Raw genomic sequence first — 17,384 nt, forward strand, 5'->3', positions numbered from 1 at the left:
GTGACACGGCCGCGTCGGATCAGGCAAGCCTCTGGAGGATCGACAATACCCAAGGACTTATCGAGATCCCGGCCAGAGGCCACATGCAGTAGGAGGATGCAAGCACATGAAGTTGCGGATCAGAACCCCCGAAGAAATCACTGCCGCAGCACAGCCGCACGCCCGGTCCGTCAGCCACGCCGAGGCGCGGGCCTGTCTGTAGAATACGGACTGGCTGCTTATGCGCCAGGCTGAAACCGGCGAAGCGGTTTGCGATGATGTGCGTCAGGCGCGCCTTGTTCTGAGCGGGGGAAGGGACGAGATGCCTTAATACCTTCGCAACAGCGTCATGAAGGGGTCACAACGTTCTGTCATGCCGCAGAAGAGACAACGAAAATGGGACTGATCTGCGATGGTGATGATCTATGTTCTCGGGGTGAGCGCTCTTCTTGTGCTGGCTGTGCTGGGCGCTATGGTGCATATTCTGCACATGCTGGAGCGCAGTCTGAGCGATCATACAGAAAGCCTGCCCGATTTCATGCCCGTGGACCAGCCATCGCCCTCAAGACGCCTGCAGCAGAGGCCAGTCCCGCCTGGGGAGATACCCTCGGCGCTCTGGCTGCACCCGCCGGTTTTGCTGAAAAGGGGGCAAGAGAGCGCCTTGCGTGCCGGGACGCTTCAGCGGCCACAGCGCCTGCGGCAGGGCCTGCACGGACTTGTGCAATCGGGCTGAGACAGGGTGCCTGCCTGCAGACAGCCAAAGCGCGGATATCCTGTCGCCGCCAGGGGCAGGCAAGACCATGCCTTCAGGACACAGCCCGCCGCATGGCTGTTGCGGGCCGCGCGACGCGCGCGCCTTCGCTCACAGCCTCCAGGACAAGCCGGGCAAGCCTGTCTGCAGCAACAGTCTCGGCTTTCCAGGGCAGCACGATCCCGTTGTGTGCGGCCCTGACCGCATCTCCCTGTGCCCCCAGATCAAAAGCCAGGGTCGGCAAGCCTGTCTCCAGGCATTCATGGACAGTGTAGGAAAATGTTTCGGGCCAGACCGAGGGGATCAGCCAATGCGTGATACCGTAGCGCGCCGCAAGCACCGGAATATCCTCGATCACATAGGCCCCGTGCAGCGCCACATGCCGCCCCAGCGGAAAGCCCGGTGCGATACGGCCGATGAGGGCAAGACCGATATCCGTGCGCTCCATCAGCGCATTGGAGAGGGCAGATACCACCGCTGCGCCTTTCTGTGGCCCGATGGCTCCCAGAACACCGATCACTTTGCGCGCGCTGTCCGGCTGGGGCAGGCGCGGAATGAACTGAAGCAGGTCATGCGGCCTGATCACAAGCTTGTCTGTGGCCTGCGGATAGGCTGCCGCGACGATCTTGGCGCTTGATGCAGAAAACACGACCAACTGTCGCGCCTCGGCCACCACATTCCCCCAGAGCTCGCGCCATCCACGCAGCGAAGTGACGCGCCCGTCACTGCCGCGATACTGATGCGCCGGATCCGCGCAATCCGCATCCGGCACGCCGCGATAGCGCCCATCTGCATCCAGCAATGTGTAGGAGGGGCTAAGGGGCAGGTAATCGTGAAACATGAGATCGAACGGGGCTGTCCGCGCCAGATTCTCGAGGAATCCTGCCAGATCGACCAGATCCGGGTCGCCCACTGCACAGGAATAGAGGATCCGCCGTTTCGAAACCTGTGCCAGCAGACGCCCCACCATTGCCAGTTCCTCTGTCGTGGCAATCAGACGGCCAGCCGGACTGTTCAGCTCGATCCGACAGCGCGTGGCCCCGCCAAAGCGCAGCACGACCGACACGGGCGCGGCCTGTACTTGCGCCTGAAGGTAATGCTCTGCGCCCCCTCCCATGGAATGGGCGATAAAGACAGGAATCTCGCTCACCTCGGGCAGGCTGTCGGCCCAGAGCAGCGCGGCCATCAAGCGCGGGGTGATCAAGGGATCGGACCGGATGAAATCCTGCACGAGGCGGTCATAGCCGGGATAGCGCGTCGCGATGATGGCATTGTGTTCTTGTACCAGCGCCAGTTTTTCAGGTCCAAAACTGGCCCCGCCACGATGTTCGACAAACAATCCCGGCACGGCCACATGCTGCCCGCCTGCGGCTGCCGCACGACGGCACCAGTCCACCTCTTCGCCATATCCCCGCCCGAAAATCGTATCAAACCCGCCCAGCCGTGTCAGCCAGTCACGGCTGAGCGCCATGCAGAACCCGACCCCGGTCGGGGCTTCGACCCTTGGGGCATCAGCGGCAATCACCTCGCGCAGCACGCGATCAATATGATCGGCCTGACCGGGCATCAGCGCTGTGGGCTGGCACAGGATCGGCGCCGCGAAAATCTCGGCGTCATTTGACAGCGGTGTGGCGCTGGCGACTTTCGGATCTGCCAGCGGCGCGAGCAAGCGGCTGCACCATTCATCGGGCACCATCGCATCGCTGTTGAGCAGGATCACGGGTCCGCCAGCCTGCGCCAGCGCCTGCTCGAAGCCGCGATTCACCGAACCGATGAACCCCAGATTGCGGTCATTTTCCAGAAGCGTGACCTGCAAATGCCCATGATCCCGCGCGGCCCAGTCGCGCAGGAAGGGACGCACCCGCGGATCGGGCGAGGCATCCTCGATCACAAGGATATCGCAGGGCAGATCCGTGTGATCTTCCAGCCGCTGCAAGGTCTCGGGCAGAAGCTCGAACGCATTGTAGACCGGCAGGATCACGCAGGCATGCGCTGTCTGTGCATCCTGCGCATCATCTGCAGCAGAGCCGGGCAGTCCCGTGGCAGCGGCCGGGGCCAGAAAAGCGGCATCAAGCATGGCTTCGGCCGGATTGCTTCCCAATCCGAGCGCCACCTTGATTTTGCGTGGCAGAGATGGATCACGGCGCCACAGGCCCGCAAGGATCATCGGCACCAGTGGCAGGACATCCCTCAGGAAACGGCGGTTCAGACGGCGCTCTGCCTGCGCAAGGAAGCGGGCAGCCTGAAGATCATGCAGGATGCTGATTTTCCTGCCCTCCTGCAGAAGCTCAATCAGCAAAGGCGTATCGCAAAAAGGCAGGCTGGCGTGGAAGCCCACATGCTTGTCACAGCCAAGCGCCTGAGCGACATCCTCGCGCTCTTCCTTTGCGCTACGCCGCACATGCATGTCGTCCAGACGCAGAGTGATCTGTTCGGCAAGCACCCAGCCGCGCAGATAGAGCCGCCCTTCCTGGAGCCGCGCTTCTTCCAGATACCCAAGGGTGGTGCCGTCCCCGTCACGCAGCGGGCAACCAGCCAGCTCTGTTTCCAGATGGGCGTGGCGGTAGTAATCACGCAGCCATCTGTACCGCGCCAGATGATAGGAAAGCGACATGCGGCGAAAGCCTCACTGAAAATAGACTGGCGCTCTCTGTCTAGAGACGTTGCAGCCGTTTGGCCAGTGCAAGCACCAGGGTTTCGCTGCGGTTCTGGCGGTGAATGGCGAAATCCCGCAGGAGATGATGCAATCCTGCCCCCTGCGCTTGCTCATGAAGGGCGATCAGTCGGCTTGCCTTTGGCGACAGCGGAAGATCTGCTTGCGAAAGTGCGGCCAGATTTGCCACGATCCAGTCACGCAGCGCACCATTCATCAACCCGCTTAACCGCGCTGCACGGGCGCGCAGGCCCGACCGCCGTCCGATCGTGTTGCGCCCATGCTGACGGTAATGCAGCACGACCTCCGGATCGATCAGTGCCTGTGCATCACAGGCCATCAGGAGCAGATAGATCCACCAGTCATGATGGGGGACGGCCACGGGTCCGGCGCGTCTGACCAGGGCCAGGGCTTCGGGGTTCAGGGTCAATGTGTGCCCGGACATGATATTCTGCACGAGCGCATTTTCCAGCGACGGGCCAAGCGGCCAGGCTTCCGGCAGGCTGAGCGGACGCATCTGCGCATCCGTGAAGACATATCGCCCCGACCAGGCGCAGGGCAGGCCTGCCATCGGGCGCAGTCGCATCATGGCATGTTCCAGCTTGTGCGGCAGCCAGACATCATCCTGATCGCACAGGGCGACATAGCCCTCGGGCAGATCAGGATGGCACAGAAGGGACAGGAAATTTGCAGCACTTCCCTGACCGGGCCCGTCCATGATCGCAGCCACGCGCTGCGGATGATGGCGCGCGAAATCGGCCAGTATACTCAGCGTTTCATCGGTTGAATGATCGTCGCTGATCCAAAGCTGCCAGTCGGGGTAGCTTTGTGCCAGAAGACTGTCGAGCTGTGCTCCCAGCCAGGCTGCCCCATTGCAGGTGCATAGCAGGACATGCACCCTCGGGTCATGATCGGGCTCTGGGGCGGTGCTGGAAACAGGGGCGTGCATGGTGATTTCTATGGCAGTCGGCATAAAAGCACGCAAGCCTGAATGCCCGGGGGTTATCATTCTTGATGGGCTAGTGCTTGGCCTGTATGCCATGAAGACGTAAACCTCCTATGCAAGAAAGCCCTTTCAATGACTGCTGTAACCAAAGCCGTTTTCCCCGTTGCCGGATTAGGCACCCGGTTTCTTCCGGCGACCAAGGCCATGCCGAAAGAACTTTTGCCGATCATCGACAAACCAATTGTGCAATTCGCCGTGGAAGAGGCCATCGCGGCCGGAATCACCGAGTTGATTTTTGTGACAGGGCGCAACAAGCGCGCTGTGGGTGATCATTTCGACGCCAATCTGGAACTGGAAAGTCAGCTTCTGGCCAAGGGCAAGACAGAGCTGCGCGATCTGGTGCGCAATATCGTGCCAGAGGGCGTGTCCTGCATTTTCGTGCGCCAGCCAGAGCCGCTGGGGCTGGGCCATGCCGTGCTCTGCGCGGCCCCGGCTGTCGGCAACAACCCTTTTGCCGTGCTTCTGGCCGATGACTTGATGCATGGGACAGATTTGCCAACATCGGCATTGGTGGCTGCCTTCAAAGATGCGCAGCACACGATCCTGTCGGTATCGGAAGTGCCAGAAATTGATGTAACGAAATACGGCATTCTCAAGCACGGCGCCCAAGACGCCTCAGGCTTGATCACTGTGCAGGGGTTGGTGGAAAAGCCCGCCGTGGAAGAGGCGCCCTCGCGCATGGCCTCATTCGGGCGCTATATCTTCACCCCAGAGGTATTTGACCTCCTGCGCGCCCTCAAGCCCGGCTCAGGCGCAGAGATCCAGCTTGCGGATGCGATCGACCAGCTTGCTGCCCAGGGCAAGGTTAGTGCGATCATGAACCCCTCCCGCCGGTATGATTGTGGCGACAAATTCGGCTATCTGAACGCAATCGTGGATCTGGCACTCGCAAATTCCGATTACCGTGACTGGTTTTCTGCCTTGCTGCGGGATCGTGTGGCCAAGCTGGAGCGGAACGAATGAGTAAAGCAGGCAAGCCCGTCATTCTGGTAACTGGTGGCGCAGGTTACATTGGCTCACATGCCTGCAAGGCCCTTGCCCGCGCAGGCTTTGTGCCAGTCGCATTTGACAATCTCTCGACAGGCTGGGCAAAGGCCGTGAAATTCGGTCCGCTGGTTCAGGGCGATCTGCTTGACCGCCCCGCGCTTGATGCGGCCTTTGCCCAATACCGCCCTGAGGCCGTGATGCATTTCGCGGCCTTGTCTCAGGTGGGCGAGGCCACCCGTGATCCTGGCCGCTACTGGCGCAACAATCTCGGCGGCTCACTCAATCTGGTTGAGGCCATGCTCGCGCATGGCTGTCGCGATATCGTTTTTTCATCGACTTGCGCCACTTATGGCGATCAAGACGGCGTGCTTCTCGATGAGAACAGTCCCCAGCGCCCGCTCAATGCCTATGGGGCTTCCAAACGTGCTGTTGAAGATGTCTTGCGTGATTTTGGTGTCAGCCACGGCCTCAACGCAGTTATTTTTCGCTATTTCAATGTCGCCGGTGCTGATCCGGAGGCCGAAATCGGCGAATGGCACCAGCCGGAAACACATCTTGTCCCGGTCATGCTCGAAGCGGTTGCGGGCGCACGAGATGCCCTGACGATTCATGGCTGCGACTACCCCACGGCAGATGGCACCTGCATTCGCGATTACGTGCATGTCATGGATCTGATTGATGCACATCTGTGCGGGCTCGACTGGCTGCGCGCAGGGCGTGGCAACAAGGTGTTCAATCTTGGCACCGGGCACGGGTTTTCTGTGGCGGAAGTGCTGAAGGCGGTTCCTGATGTGATAGGACGCGAAGTCCCCCATGTTGTAGGATCCCGGCGGGCAGGTGATGCAGCACAGCTGGTGTCAGGCAGCAAGCGCGCTCATGAAGAGCTGGGCTGGGAGGCACGGCATTCCAGTCTGGAGCAGATGATTGCCGATGCTTGGCGGTGGTATCAGAGCGGCGGCTATAGCGCTTGAAACCGGCGCTGTCTGAGCGGAGAATGCCTTTCCTCGCCGCCCCTCTCGCGGTCCGCAATGTCCAATAGTGCGTTATCGGACATTGCCGAATAGGCTACAGTGCAGGGGCGGACGTATTTTCAGTTTTATCGCGGGTTCGAGCGAGATCGGCTCTCTCGCCAAGGTAATTTCCATTTGATCTGTGGACCGCGAAGGAAAGGCGCAAAATAGGTAGCAAAAGCAACAGGTTTCGAACGCTGGGTACCAATCAGATGAACATAACCCCAAACCTGCTCCACCGAGGCCTCCAACCACATGGATCGATAGCATTACTATAATCCGGAAGTGACGCAAGAACATGAATGTAATGACATGCGTTGGTGTACAGCAAAGGAACAAGAACTTTAGTCCAAAACCAGGGGAGTTTCGGTTGCACGACGCAGGGACAGGATGCGAAGCGTACGGCCATACAGAGGTGGCGGCGACCGGTGCGTTGTTGACAAGCCAACCTGAAAGGGTGCCCTTGCATCATGTCCGAGGTTCCGAGACCCAGTCTTGCAGCATGCCATGATGCCTCTGCGCGCGATGAAATGCCCAATTTCCAGTAGATTCCCTTTATATATCCCGCAATTGCATTTTCTGAAAGCTGCAGGGCCTGCGCAACTTCGGCATTGCGCAAACCGCGCCCGATCATGCCCAGCACCTTGCGTTCGCGGAGGGTCAGGGTCTCTTCCGAAGCGGTGAGACCCGTGCGCTGGAAATGCTGCATGATCCGACGCGCGACCGAGGGCGACAGCGCCGGAATGCCTGCAGCAACTTGTTTCAGCTGCACCACCCGCAGATCGCGAGGGTTGTTCTTTCAGAAGTTAGCCATCTGCGGCTGCCGACAACGCCCCCACGATTGATGCATCATCGCCCATGACTGTCGTGACAACACAAGTCACGTCCGGCTGCGACAAGCGCATCTTGCGCAGCACCTCCAGCCCTGATCCGTCAGGCAGTCCCAGGTCAATGAGTGCAAGCGCATAGTCGCGCCGCGCCAGTTGCGCGAGACCGCTGCTTTGGCTGGCCGCATCATGAATGGTGCAGTCGGGAAATGCCGTGGTCGTGACTTCGCTCAGCCAGCGGCGGGTTTCGCTCAGATCCTCGACAATCAGAACCTGCATCATGCGCCCCCTCTTGCAGCCTCTGACATCGGAATTTCGGCTTCCATGCGGGTGCCGCCGGAACTGCTGTCAATGCGCATCACACCGCCCACGGCCTCGGCGCGGTCCCTGAGATTGGCCAGTCCATTGCCGCGCGGGGCATGCATGGGATCAAACCCCTTCCCGTCATCGGTTACGCCAACCATGATCTTTCCGTCCGTGAGTTGGACCGAGATGCTTATTCTCGCAGGGGCGGCGTGTTTCAGCGCGTTCTGCACCGCCTCGCGGATAATCGAGCGCAGCATATGCGCGACCTGCAATGGTAACACGACAGCGTGAGAATTCAGGACTGTCCATGTCATCTTTACCCTGGCGATGTGAAGCTGCTCTGCGATCTGCGCGCGCAGATCTGCCAGCACTTCATCAAAGGACATATCCGGATTCGACGCATTGTTGATAATATCACGCAGATCCGTCAGGGTTTCGCGGATCATGATATCCTTGCGCGTCGGTTCCGGGCTGTGCAGCGCGGCCATCAGTTGCACGCCAATATTGTCGTGGATGTCGCGGGCGATGCGCGTGCGTTCTTCGGACACGCCTTTTTCATAGGCTTCACGGCTTTCAAGCGCCTGAACCAGCATCGCGAATATCTCGGTCGCCAGTTCCAGATCCCGCGCTGAAAACAGTCTGCGCCCCCCGTCAGCATATTGCAGTTCAAGCGCCGGGATCGCGCCGATGCGCGGCAAAGCCAGCGCAAGCCCATCTTCGCGCAGGACAGGGGAACTGACCTCGGAACCGGGCGCATATTTCAGCGGATTGTACAGATCCCCCAGCAAGGCGTGCCAGCGGCCCAACTGATCGCGCTCGGGCGGTGTCAGGGCAACATCCATGATCTTGCGAAACCTGTCAGCGCGCGCGGGCTCCTTGCGGCGCAGAACCCAGCGCGCGAGCGTGTCGCGCAAAGGCAACCATACCAGAGCCACAATCAGCAGTGACAGCGCGAAAGCCGGGGCGCGGTCGTCAATGATCGTGAAAATCAGCAGCGCATCAATCCCCAGAAGCAACAGGACAGCGACGACATAATAGAGGATGCGAAAGGCCCAGGTCTCCAGCTGGAAAAGCTGGAACCGCGCCACACCCAGTGCCACGCCCAGATAGATCAGCAGAAAGAATACGAAGGCCACACCCTGCGACATATAGGCAGGCATTCCCAGCAGTTGCGGCGCAATGACGGTCACGACAAATGCCCCCGACCCCACCAGAACAGCCAGCCCCAGCCAGGACAGTGCCGCTCGGTCGCGCGGATCGCCCCGTGTCGCGCGATATTGCAGACCGACCAGAGTCAAGATGGAAAGAAGCGCCAGAATAACGCCAAGATGAATTCCGATAGCGGGGCTTTTGATCAATCCCGATTGCGCCAGGGCGAACCAGGCCCCGAGCACAAAGGCCGGAACGGCCAGCCAGCGCGCGTGACACAAGCGGCGCGGATAGACCATGAACAGCCCGATCATTCCGACACCAAAAGCAAAGGCCCCAAAATGGTTCAATGCAGACAGAATGCGAAACAGATCGCCCGGAATGGCGAGTTCCCGTGTCGAATAGACAGCCGCCGCAAAGGCCGAGATCATCAACCCCACACCGCTGAACGCCAGACATCGTGTCGCCCAGTCGGCCCGGCGCAATATCCAGATCCAAACCCCGATCCAGAGCCCGCCCAACCCCACTGCAATCTGCAGCCAGAAGGCAAAAGGCAGGCTGAGTGCCGGACGCTGGCGCGCGGGCCGTATCGTATGAAAGCGACTTTCGCCCATAAACTGCACCTCAAGGGTGACAGGGCCGCGCCGCAACATTGCTGCAATCTCATCCTGGCGATCAAAGAATGCCTGCATCGCAGCATAGGTTTTCAGCACATCAGGTTCTTCGATCAGATCAGCAGGTGAGAGCGCAAGCGTCTTCCCGGTCGCATCTGTCAGCGCAACAAGCGCATGAACCGAGGGCTGAATGCCTATTTCCGGGAGCGCCGCCGCCGGGCTGTTCGGAACGACTGCGTCGATCCAGAGCCCATCGAAACGGACGGGGACTGCGACGCGGGCCTCTGGCGCTAGCCTGAGGCCCAGATAGCGCTGGTCCATGGCGACCCCAAGAGCGAGCCCAGCGAGAACAAGACTGACCGCGACAAGAGTGTAAATCTGGATGACCGGCGGAATGCGAATGTGCAATGGCGTGAAACCTGGTTCGGACAGGCGGGTCAGACTTGGCGGACTGGGTAAATACAGGACTGCAATGCGACTATCATTCTATCGCGCCCTGATCTTTTATCAATCTGGGAAAGCAGTTGTTGCCCCCCCTGTTCAGGGGGGTGACAGGTCTGGGGCGGCCGGTAGGCTGACCCGCACAAGAACCAGAAGGGCAATCAAGGGTCCTTTGCCCCTTATTGCCCGGCACCATTTGGAGGAAAACATGGTCACAAGAATTTCTTTGATCCGCACCGCTATCGCGATTTCGGCAAGCTTTGCATTGGCGGGCTGTTTTGGGAGTGGCGGTGCTGGCGGCGGCGGTGGTGCCGGTGGCGGTGGTGGTGGTGGCGGTGGTGGTAGAGCCGGGACGGTCAGCCAGCATGACGCGCGCTTCGATCAGATCTCGGGCATGGTTCCGACGACTGATATGCCCACAAGCGGCAGCGCGAATTATGCAGGTTCCGTCAAGACCATTCTAAATGAGGGCAGCACTCCGATCGGAACATTGCTGGCCGATGTCGAGATGCAGCTCAATTTCGGCCAGGCTTTTGCCGACGCGACTGCGCAGAGTGTGTCAGGGCGCGTGCACAACATCCGCGGAACAGTCGGTGACGAAGATGTCACTTTTGAAGGAGAGCTGACAACCGCCGCTGCGGGCCCCCCCAGCACAATGAATATCAGCCAGACCGATGTTGCCGGAATGACATTGACGACCGGCGCGATCATGGCGAATTTCGGCGGCGATGTGACTGTCGACGGTGAGACCGGAGAGGCAAATCTGATGTTGGGTGGCACATTCGCTGGCGCGGGCGGTCAGGTGGCATATGGCCCGGCTGCGGGCAGCTGGTGGCGACCGGGCGGGGCGTCGGATTACACTGTCGGTGGCACCTGGTATATCGAACAACAGTGATCTGCGGATATCAGGAAGCGTGGGCCGGGCGCTTTCAGAAAGGTACGCGCGCCCTGCGGTATCTTTCTGGCCTGCCCCACAGAGGCGCCGAATTCCTTGCCGCTCTGGTGCTGATCCTGCTGCTGGGGTCATCGAAGCTTTGGGCGCAAGTGGTGCCTGAACCGCAGCAAAGCCTTGCGGCACTCAATCGTCAGGTCTCTGTGAAGCCGAATGATCCAGAGGCGCGGATCCGGCTGGCCATCGCCTTGCTGCAATCGGGCGCGCAGGATCGCGCCCGGTTTCACCTTCTGCAGGCACGCGCGGCCCCTCTGACTGACGCGGACCGCGCGCAACTTGATGCATTGCTGGCGCGCATCGAAGCGCAACGCGACCGCGAAGGCTGGTTCAGTTTCGCAATCGTGCCGGAAACCAACCCCGGCCAGCGCGCGGATACCGATACGGTCTGGATCGGAGGTCTGCCCTTTCGCCTGAATGCCAATGCGCAGGCAGAACGCGCGACCGGGCTGCATATAACTGCAGGCGGGGCGCTCATGCCGCAGATCGCGCAGGGTCTGCGCCTGCGCATCGGGACGCGTGTAACAGCGCGCCTGTATGAGGATCGCGCGCTGCACGATATCACGCTGCGCGGTGATCTGGGGTTTCAGGGCCAGACCATGGCCGGGCATGACTGGCAGATTACCGGATCCGTTGCGCGGCGCGCATTGGGGGGGCGCAGTTTTGGTCAGGGTGTGGGGCTGCATCTGAGCTGGGCGCAGCGGCTGGGAGGCAGATCCCTGCTGCAATTGCACGCTGAGGCCGTGGATTGGCGCTTTGCCAGCCATCCGTCACTGGACGGGTTGCGCCTTTCGGCCTCGGTGGCGCTGCGCCATGCCCTGCGCCCGGATCTGGTGGTGACAGGAACGCTGGCCGTCTCGCATGTCGATGCGCGCGCGAAACATGAGACCGGGCACAGTATCCGCTTCGCTCTGGGCGCGCAGCAGAGTTTCGCAGGCGGGCTTGTGCTCGGGGTTGATGCTTTTGCACAGAGCCATCGGCGCGATGGCAGCGACCCGATATTCGGCATCATTCGAAAAGATATGACGACCGGGATTGGCCTGCGCGCAATGCATCGCGATATCCTCTTGGGACACTACACCCCGGTCGTCGAAGCATCGACAACGCGGCAACGTTCGAACAGTGCTTTGCATACATGGCGCAACACGCGTGTTTCTTTGACATTGAGTCGTTCTTTCTGAGGCTGTCATATTGGATGCCAGAAATCCGCAAAACGTCGTATCATGACTTTCTTGTCGGTGCGTCTCCTTCCCCCTTTTCCAAGGCATCTCTGACATGGCTTGCCTCCCGTCAACGGTGGCAGCCAGCGTATCGGCAACGCGATGTGCGCCTTGCGCTGACCATCTCATTCGTCGGTGCTCTCCCCCGCGGGTGTTGTCGAAGTCAGCGACCCAGCCTTCTGGTTGGGACGGTGAAACCGCGAGGCTGTTTCGGTATCGACATCCATAATCGGAAGCGCGTCGAAATTGTTGGAAAGGTAGGAGTAGAGAGCCTCACGCCGGGTTTTAACGCCCCTGGCTGCTGCTCGTAATTCTCGGGAAGTGACTGAAACGCTGTGTATCTGACCGGGGCCATTCGGTTTTCAGATACGGTCAGGCGTCGAAGCGCCCGGCGAACATTGTGACCAGTTGATTGCGGGCCGTGATGCATTCCCAGACATTTCTTCCGCCCCTTTCGAGGTTGCAGATAGCGAAGCAGATCAGCTTCGTGGTGGCCTCCTCGGTCGGGAAGCAGCGCCTTGTTTTGAACGTCTTCCTGACAACCCGGTTCAGCGATTCCACGGCGTTGGTGGTGTAGATGACCTTCCGGATCTGGGCCTATAACCGGAACAACGGCCCTGGAACTACAGGCTCTGAACCGACTCAGCTTCCCGCTTACATCAGTTAAACGCCTCTAGCTTTTGTTTTGACGTGCAATTTCTGCGATCCTCGTGCAACGAACTGCTCATGGTGTGAATGGCTACCGCAAATCGGCTTGAGGCTTCGGCAGTCGTGAACAGAAAACGAAACCTGAGTAAAGGAGATTGCTGTGACCAATGCCTTCACAACATCCGGCATCCTTGGCGGCCTTTTGTCTGACCCGGAAATTGCAGCAGAGTTCGGCGCATCGGCCTTTTGCACCCGCATGCTTGAGTTTGAGGCGGCATGGACCCAGGCACTCGCCTCTTGCGGTGTTGTGACCGCGCAGGAGGCAAACACCGCATTGGCTGCAATCAAGGGGTTTTCAGCCGACAATCTTGGGCAGGGCAGTGATCGTGACGGGATACCTGTGCCGGTTTTGGTCGCGGCCTTGAAGTCCGGGTTGAAAGATGGCGCGGCCCGCGCTGTTCATACAGGGGCGACCAGTCAAGATGTGATCGATACGGCGCTGATACTGACCTGCCTGTCGGTGCTGGAGCGGCTGACTGATCGCATGACGCGGGTTGTTGCGGGGCTTGATGCTGTTCTGGACAGATATGGCGATGCCCCGCTGCAGGCCCGGACCCGGATGCAGGCCGCATTGCCTGCAACCGTCGGCTTGCGCGTTGCGGCGTGGCGGCGCCCGTTGGCAGACCGCCTGTCGCAGACGGCATCTGTCAGGGCAGATCTTGCCGTGGCGCAGATCGGCGGACCCATCGGCATCCGCGAAACGCCGCATCCTCATGTTGCGGATTGTGCGGCTATGGTTGCCGAAACACTTGGCCTGTCCCTTGGCCCTGTCTGGCATGCAGATCGCAGCCGGGTCGTGGCCTTTGGGCATTGGCTGAGCTTGGTCGCCGGATCCCTCGGCAAGATCGGACAAGACGTGGCCTTGATGGCGCAGCAGGGCATTGATGAAATCACCTTGTCCGGTGGCGGTGGATCATCAGCGATGGTGCATAAGCAAAATCCCGTTGCCGCAGAGATGCTGGTCGCATTGGCGCGCTTTGTCGCCGCACAGCAAGGCATTCTGGGTCAGGCACTGGTCCATGAACAGGAACGCTCCGGGGCCGCCTGGGCACTGGAATGGTTGACTCTACCTGCCATGGCGGAGGCGACTGGCGCGGCGCTCAATCATGCAGAGAGACTGATCGACTCGATCAAGCGGATTGGCGCGCCGGAATGATCTGGCGCGCGGCTCCTGTCATGCGGTGATCTGCCTGAGAGGCCGGTTCAGAATGGTCTGATTGTTCTTGCGTTTGCGTGGCGCCGCGAGATCCGCAAGCGCATCTGTGGCCTGACAGCAAATACTGCACGGTTTGACAGAGATAGGTGCAGGGAACCGGAAGACAGCGGGTGGTGACGGGCGTGCGTGGATAAAGATGGGTTAGCTCATATCCCCGCAAGAAGAAGGACTGACTGAAACTGCGTCACGCCCGAACGCTACAGCTTTGACGACTTGTGTTGCAAAGTACATAATCTCCAAATCAATCCCCTGAAGTCCCTGAAGCGCGCCATGTACGGCGGTGCAAGACCAGAACTCCTCCGGGCCATGATGTTGCCCCCGCCGCATAAATTGAGGGAGACCCGGCTAAAAGGCCATGAAATTCAAGCATGTTGCAACAATTCTGACGTCGAAGCTTCGCCTCGGGCCAAGCGTGCCGAAACCACTTCGACTGCCCCCTTGCAAGCAAACCGGGATAGTCCTAGGCAAAGATGCTACGGCTTTTACAGGTTAGTATCAGGAATTCAGAGGTTCAGAACATGACACGTATTACAAAGGCCGTCTTTCCCGTTGCGGGGCTGGGGACAAGGTTTCTGCCCGCGACAAAGGCGATGCCCAAGGAATTACTGCCGATCATCGACAAGCCGATCATTCAGTTTGCTGTAGAAGAGGCCATCGGCGCCGGAATCACCGAGCTGGTTTTTGTGACAGGGCGCAACAAGCGCGCCGTGGGTGATCATTTCGACGCCAATCTGGAACTGGAAAGCCAGCTTCTGGCCAAGGGCAAAAAGGAGCTGCGCGATCTGGTGCGCAATATCGTGCCAGAGGGCGTGTCCTGCATTTTCGTGCGCCAGCCAGAGCCGCTGGGGCTGGGCCATGCCGTGCTCTGCGCGGCCCCGGCTGTCGGCAACAACCCTTTTGCCGTGCTTCTGGCCGATGACTTCATGCAAGGCGAGACCTTGCCGACTGCGGCATTGGTTGCAGCCTTTGATCAGAAGCCGCAAAACCTTCTGTCCGTTTCCGAGGTCTCGGCCGAGGAGGTCTCGAAATACGGCATCTTGCGCCCTGGTGAGCGGGGCGCAGATGGGCTGATCTCCGTCAAGGGACTCGTCGAGAAGCCCGCGCGTGAAGACGCGCCCTCGCGACTGGCCTCTTTCGGCCGTTATGTGTTCACCCCGGAGGTATTTGCCGTGTTGCGCACGCTCAAACCGGGGGCCGGTGGGGAAATCCAGCTGGCAGATGCGATCGACCAGCTTGCAGAGGCTGGCAAGGTTGCGGCCATTTCCAACCCCTCACAGCGCTATGACTGCGGCTCGAAATTCGGATATCTGACCGCGATTGTCGATCATGCGCTGGCCCATCCGGACTACCGCACGCGATTTCTGGATTTGCTGCGCGACCGGTTGACCGGGCCTGGCTGCAGCCAATAAGCAACCGCGCGGCCTGCGCGGTCCGGGAAATCCTTGGCAGGCAGGGATGGAGCGCGCCGCATCTCTCTGCTGTGTTTCCTGCCCTCTGCGCTCTGGGCCTTCGCACGGCGCTCCTGGACGGGCTTCATCTTCCACGAGCACCCTGCGCCGCAGGATCTGCACCTCTGCAACCGGCGGCGCATCCTCCGGATAGCCGAAAGAGACCTTCCTATGGCTCGATCATCACCCTTCATATCAGGCCAGAAGAAACCATCACTGCACGGACCGAGTACAGTATCGAGGAACGCGACTGAGTTGCACGGCATTTATCTTGTTCTTGGTGCCTCAAGGATGTGGTAGACCCCAGTGGCAATACCTTTTAGTACCCATGAGGCGTGTCATGCCCGGATCAAGGAATTTGCGAAGAGGCAGGATCGCTTGGTGCATTACCTGATGCGCGAAGCGATTGCGCAATAGGTTGACCGGGAAAAGCGGCGTGAAGCCCTGCGGCGTGACGCTCTTTACGCATGGGAAGCCTACGGCTTTCCGGGAAGCATATGACCCATGAGGAGGCTGATGAGTGGATATCCCAGTTCGAAGCCGGGCTGGATCTGACCCCCCTGAATGGCACGACTGATCTGGACGCCCGAGGCGCTCCGGAACATTCAGGACTGTCATAAGTTCCTTGCCCCCCAAAAACCCCACGGCGGCCCCAAACGCGGTCCGGACCATCCGGGAGGGAACGCGTGTGGTGGCCGAACATTCTGCTGCGGGCCGACCCGTCTAGCAAATGGATCCAAGGTTCCGTGAATGGTTGATCGGGTTTGGCGATAGCGGATACTTGGCTCTGTATCGGCTCGATGGGAATAGGGCCGTGGTACTGGTCGTGCGGCATCAGAAGGAGGCGGGCTATGGGTGAGTTGGGGCATGCTCTCGGGTTAAGGGTTACAGATGACATGCAGTCATTTGCCGTTCGATCCTTCAGTGCCGGAGGATCGAAGGTATGTCCTGGCGGAGGCCATCGCGGCGCAATGTCTGGAAGGCTTAGTGCCATACTGGGCTGAAAAACTTGGCCGAAATAGGCAGATGGCTATTCAGGCTTCGGTGTGCGTGGATGGCTTGACTGTGAAATGACCGAAAAGCGCGTGCTACTGGCTGACAATGCTGGAACATTCATGGAAGCAACCATTTTCCTTTCAGACGCAGGGTAACCTGACCGGCAGCTCCGTCCCGTATAACTTCCGGTCGGTCAGGGTACGGGTGCTTGCGCGGCAGCGGGCGCTGTCGGGTGGGGCTTCCAGATCGTGACCACCCGTGAGAAATCTGAGGCGGGGTCAGCTGACGAGATTCTCGGCATAGCCAGACAGGATCCAGCCCGGCGGCACCGGCTCCGCCCGGACAAGACGCCCGGCCGTGAAGAGAAGCATATTGCGCGGAGGCTCGTTGAGCCCGGAGTTGTCAAAGACCATGCCCTGATCCGCCTGGCGCACGGCCTGCCGGATCATCCACACCCACATGCATCACGGTCACGATGAAGCCGCGGGCCTAGGCCTCTGTGATGACACACAGTTTCGAAGCTTGAGAGAAGACGGTCTCGGTCGCGAAGCTCTTTCGGTCCTCCAGCAGGCGGTTCCGGCGTTCAGCAACGATCTCGGCCACCCGGCAGGACGCCTCCATCGAGGCGTCCTTCAGCTCATCGCGCTGGGTCAGGTCCGCGTTGATGAACGGCCCGGCGAAGCTGGGCGCGACCCGGGTTTCGTAGAGGGTGGAATTCCCGGCCCGTTGGGGCCGACGTGCTGGACGAGGCTGGGTCTCATGCTGCGGCGTCAGATCCTGCATGCACGAGCTTCCCCGCCGCGTCGAGGCCCACACCCAAACCGAGTTTCCGGCGCTTCGCAAAGAAGGTCTTCTCGTCGACAGTGGGGGCGGACATCTTTTTGGTGAACGCATTCAGCCAAGCGGCCACCTCTTCGTCCCGCAGCGCGACCGTGTCGAGGCGGCCCTCCAGCGCCGCAGTCACGCGCGCATGGTCATAGGCGCCCGACTGCTCAATCGCGCGGCCGAGCCGGATCCGGAGGGTGATCTGGCCCGCGACAGTCCGTCTGTGCAGTACCGCCTCCCGGCGCACCGCAACCATCATGCCGTCCGCGAGCTTCACGGACTTGGCCATGCCATCCACC

Annotated in this window: 15 protein-coding genes and 2 pseudogenes; 7 read left to right on the forward strand and 10 right to left on the reverse strand. The window is 60.2% G+C overall.

Annotated features, from left to right (window positions below; genetic code table 11):
• Positions 1 to 391 precede the first annotated feature (391 nt).
• Complete coding sequence (locus BG457_RS06495; protein WP_071796224.1) at positions 392 to 712, forward strand: hypothetical protein; 321 nt, start codon at positions 392 to 394, stop codon at positions 710 to 712.
• Positions 713 to 785: 73 nt separating this feature from the next.
• Here BG457_RS06495 and BG457_RS06500 read toward each other — a convergent pair whose 3' ends face one another.
• Together BG457_RS06500 and BG457_RS06505 are read right to left on the reverse strand one after the other, a co-directional pair.
• Complete coding sequence (locus tag BG457_RS06500; RefSeq protein ID WP_071796225.1) at positions 786 to 3,344, reverse strand: glycosyltransferase; 2,559 nt, start codon at positions 3,342 to 3,344, stop codon at positions 786 to 788.
• Between the two features lie 40 nt (positions 3,345 to 3,384).
• Positions 3,385 to 4,332: a glycosyltransferase gene (locus tag BG457_RS06505; RefSeq protein WP_071796255.1), complete on the reverse strand. Its 948-nt coding sequence runs from the start codon at positions 4,330 to 4,332 to the stop codon at positions 3,385 to 3,387.
• Positions 4,333 to 4,461: 129 nt separating this feature from the next.
• Here BG457_RS06505 and galU (BG457_RS06510) point away from each other — a divergent pair, with 129 nt between their 5' ends.
• Positions 4,462 to 5,352, forward strand: coding sequence for a UTP--glucose-1-phosphate uridylyltransferase GalU (gene galU, locus BG457_RS06510; RefSeq protein ID WP_071796226.1), 891 nt, complete (start codon positions 4,462 to 4,464; stop codon positions 5,350 to 5,352).
• A complete protein-coding gene (galE, locus tag BG457_RS06515) occupies positions 5,349 to 6,347 on the forward strand; it encodes a UDP-glucose 4-epimerase GalE (RefSeq protein ID WP_071796227.1) in 999 nt (332 codons plus the stop codon). The genes galU (BG457_RS06510) and galE overlap by 4 nt, the downstream gene beginning before the upstream one ends.
• Before the next feature lie 247 nt (positions 6,348 to 6,594).
• On the opposite strand, the gene BG457_RS20495 is transcribed toward galE, so the two are convergent.
• The 3 genes from BG457_RS20495 to BG457_RS06530 are packed head-to-tail and all read right to left on the reverse strand — an operon-like array spanning position 6,595 to position 9,603.
• Positions 6,595 to 7,161 (reverse strand): response regulator transcription factor, encoded by a 567-nt coding sequence (locus BG457_RS20495; RefSeq protein ID WP_245770943.1) that lies wholly within the window; start codon positions 7,159 to 7,161, stop codon positions 6,595 to 6,597.
• Between the two features lie 31 nt (positions 7,162 to 7,192).
• A complete protein-coding gene (locus BG457_RS20500; RefSeq protein WP_071796229.1) occupies positions 7,193 to 7,495 on the reverse strand; it encodes a response regulator in 303 nt (100 codons plus the stop codon).
• On the reverse strand, positions 7,492 to 9,603 hold the full coding sequence (locus BG457_RS06530) for a sensor histidine kinase (protein ID WP_084657513.1): 2,112 nt from the start codon (positions 9,601 to 9,603) through the stop codon (positions 7,492 to 7,494). Before BG457_RS06530 ends, BG457_RS20500 begins: the two co-directional genes overlap by 4 nt.
• 328 nt (positions 9,604 to 9,931) lie before the next feature.
• Between BG457_RS06530 and BG457_RS20160 the strand changes: the two genes are divergently transcribed.
• Together BG457_RS20160 and BG457_RS06540 are read left to right on the forward strand one after the other, a co-directional pair.
• Positions 9,932 to 10,618, forward strand: a complete 687-nt coding sequence (locus BG457_RS20160; RefSeq protein WP_175546750.1) for a hypothetical protein — start codon at positions 9,932 to 9,934, stop codon at positions 10,616 to 10,618.
• The gene (locus BG457_RS06540; protein ID WP_071796231.1) at positions 10,615 to 11,853 is read left to right on the forward strand and encodes a porin family protein; all 1,239 of its coding nucleotides are present in this window, start codon (positions 10,615 to 10,617) and stop codon (positions 11,851 to 11,853) included. Before BG457_RS20160 ends, BG457_RS06540 begins: the two co-directional genes overlap by 4 nt.
• A gap of 87 nt (positions 11,854 to 11,940) precedes the next feature.
• Here BG457_RS06540 and BG457_RS20505 read toward each other — a convergent pair.
• Positions 11,941 to 12,212, reverse strand: a pseudogene (locus tag BG457_RS20505) (ISKra4 family transposase); the annotation flags it as partial.
• Between the two features lie 52 nt (positions 12,213 to 12,264).
• A pseudogene (locus BG457_RS20710) lies at positions 12,265 to 12,489 on the reverse strand (transposase); the annotation flags it as partial.
• A gap of 211 nt (positions 12,490 to 12,700) precedes the next feature.
• On the opposite strand from BG457_RS20710, the gene BG457_RS06550 reads away from it, so the two are divergent.
• Both BG457_RS06550 and galU (BG457_RS06555) read left to right on the forward strand, forming a co-directional pair.
• On the forward strand, positions 12,701 to 13,756 hold the full coding sequence (locus tag BG457_RS06550) for a 3-carboxy-cis,cis-muconate cycloisomerase (RefSeq protein WP_071796232.1): 1,056 nt from the start codon (positions 12,701 to 12,703) through the stop codon (positions 13,754 to 13,756).
• Between the two features lie 578 nt (positions 13,757 to 14,334).
• The gene (gene galU / locus BG457_RS06555; RefSeq protein WP_071796233.1) at positions 14,335 to 15,225 is read left to right on the forward strand and encodes a UTP--glucose-1-phosphate uridylyltransferase GalU; all 891 of its coding nucleotides are present in this window, start codon (positions 14,335 to 14,337) and stop codon (positions 15,223 to 15,225) included.
• A 1,313-nt stretch (positions 15,226 to 16,538) separates the two neighbouring features.
• Here the strand turns inward: galU (BG457_RS06555) and BG457_RS20515 are convergent.
• From BG457_RS20515 to BG457_RS06570, 3 genes are read right to left on the reverse strand one after another with little or no spacing between them, the layout of a single operon-like run.
• On the reverse strand, positions 16,539 to 16,709 hold the full coding sequence (locus BG457_RS20515) for a hypothetical protein (RefSeq protein WP_245770944.1): 171 nt from the start codon (positions 16,707 to 16,709) through the stop codon (positions 16,539 to 16,541).
• Positions 16,710 to 16,749: 40 nt separating this feature from the next.
• A complete protein-coding gene (locus BG457_RS20520) occupies positions 16,750 to 17,043 on the reverse strand; it encodes a hypothetical protein (RefSeq protein ID WP_245770945.1) in 294 nt (97 codons plus the stop codon).
• Entirely contained in the window at positions 17,018 to 17,374 is a 357-nt protein-coding gene (locus BG457_RS06570) for a TA system antitoxin ParD family protein (RefSeq protein ID WP_071796235.1), read from the reverse strand. The genes BG457_RS20520 and BG457_RS06570 overlap by 26 nt, the downstream gene beginning before the upstream one ends.
• Positions 17,375 to 17,384: the final 10 nt, after the last annotated feature.

The organism is Natronohydrobacter thiooxidans (assembly GCF_001884735.1).
Lineage (GTDB): Bacteria > Pseudomonadota > Alphaproteobacteria > Rhodobacterales > Rhodobacteraceae > Roseinatronobacter > Roseinatronobacter thiooxidans_A.

Coding starts and splice junctions, on each gene's coding strand:
- BG457_RS06495 (WP_071796224.1), top strand. CDS start 392: ATGGTGATGATCTATGTTCTCGGGGTGAGCGCTCTTCTTGTGCTGGCT.
- BG457_RS06500 (WP_071796225.1), bottom strand. CDS start 3,344: ATGTCGCTTTCCTATCATCTGGCGCGGTACAGATGGCTGCGTGATTAC.
- BG457_RS06505 (WP_071796255.1), bottom strand. CDS start 4,332: ATGCACGCCCCTGTTTCCAGCACCGCCCCAGAGCCCGATCATGACCCG.
- galU (WP_071796226.1), top strand. CDS start 4,462: ATGACTGCTGTAACCAAAGCCGTTTTCCCCGTTGCCGGATTAGGCACC.
- galE (WP_071796227.1), top strand. CDS start 5,349: ATGAGTAAAGCAGGCAAGCCCGTCATTCTGGTAACTGGTGGCGCAGGT.
- BG457_RS20500 (WP_071796229.1), bottom strand. CDS start 7,495: ATGATGCAGGTTCTGATTGTCGAGGATCTGAGCGAAACCCGCCGCTGG.
- BG457_RS06530 (WP_084657513.1), bottom strand. CDS start 9,603: ATGGACCAGCGCTATCTGGGCCTCAGGCTAGCGCCAGAGGCCCGCGTC.
- BG457_RS20160 (WP_175546750.1), top strand. CDS start 9,932: ATGGTCACAAGAATTTCTTTGATCCGCACCGCTATCGCGATTTCGGCA.
- galU (WP_071796233.1), top strand. CDS start 14,335: ATGACACGTATTACAAAGGCCGTCTTTCCCGTTGCGGGGCTGGGGACA.
- BG457_RS20515 (WP_245770944.1), bottom strand. CDS start 16,709: ATGATCCGGCAGGCCGTGCGCCAGGCGGATCAGGGCATGGTCTTTGAC.
- BG457_RS20520 (WP_245770945.1), bottom strand. CDS start 17,043: ATGCAGGATCTGACGCCGCAGCATGAGACCCAGCCTCGTCCAGCACGT.
- BG457_RS06570 (WP_071796235.1), bottom strand. CDS start 17,374: ATGGCCAAGTCCGTGAAGCTCGCGGACGGCATGATGGTTGCGGTGCGC.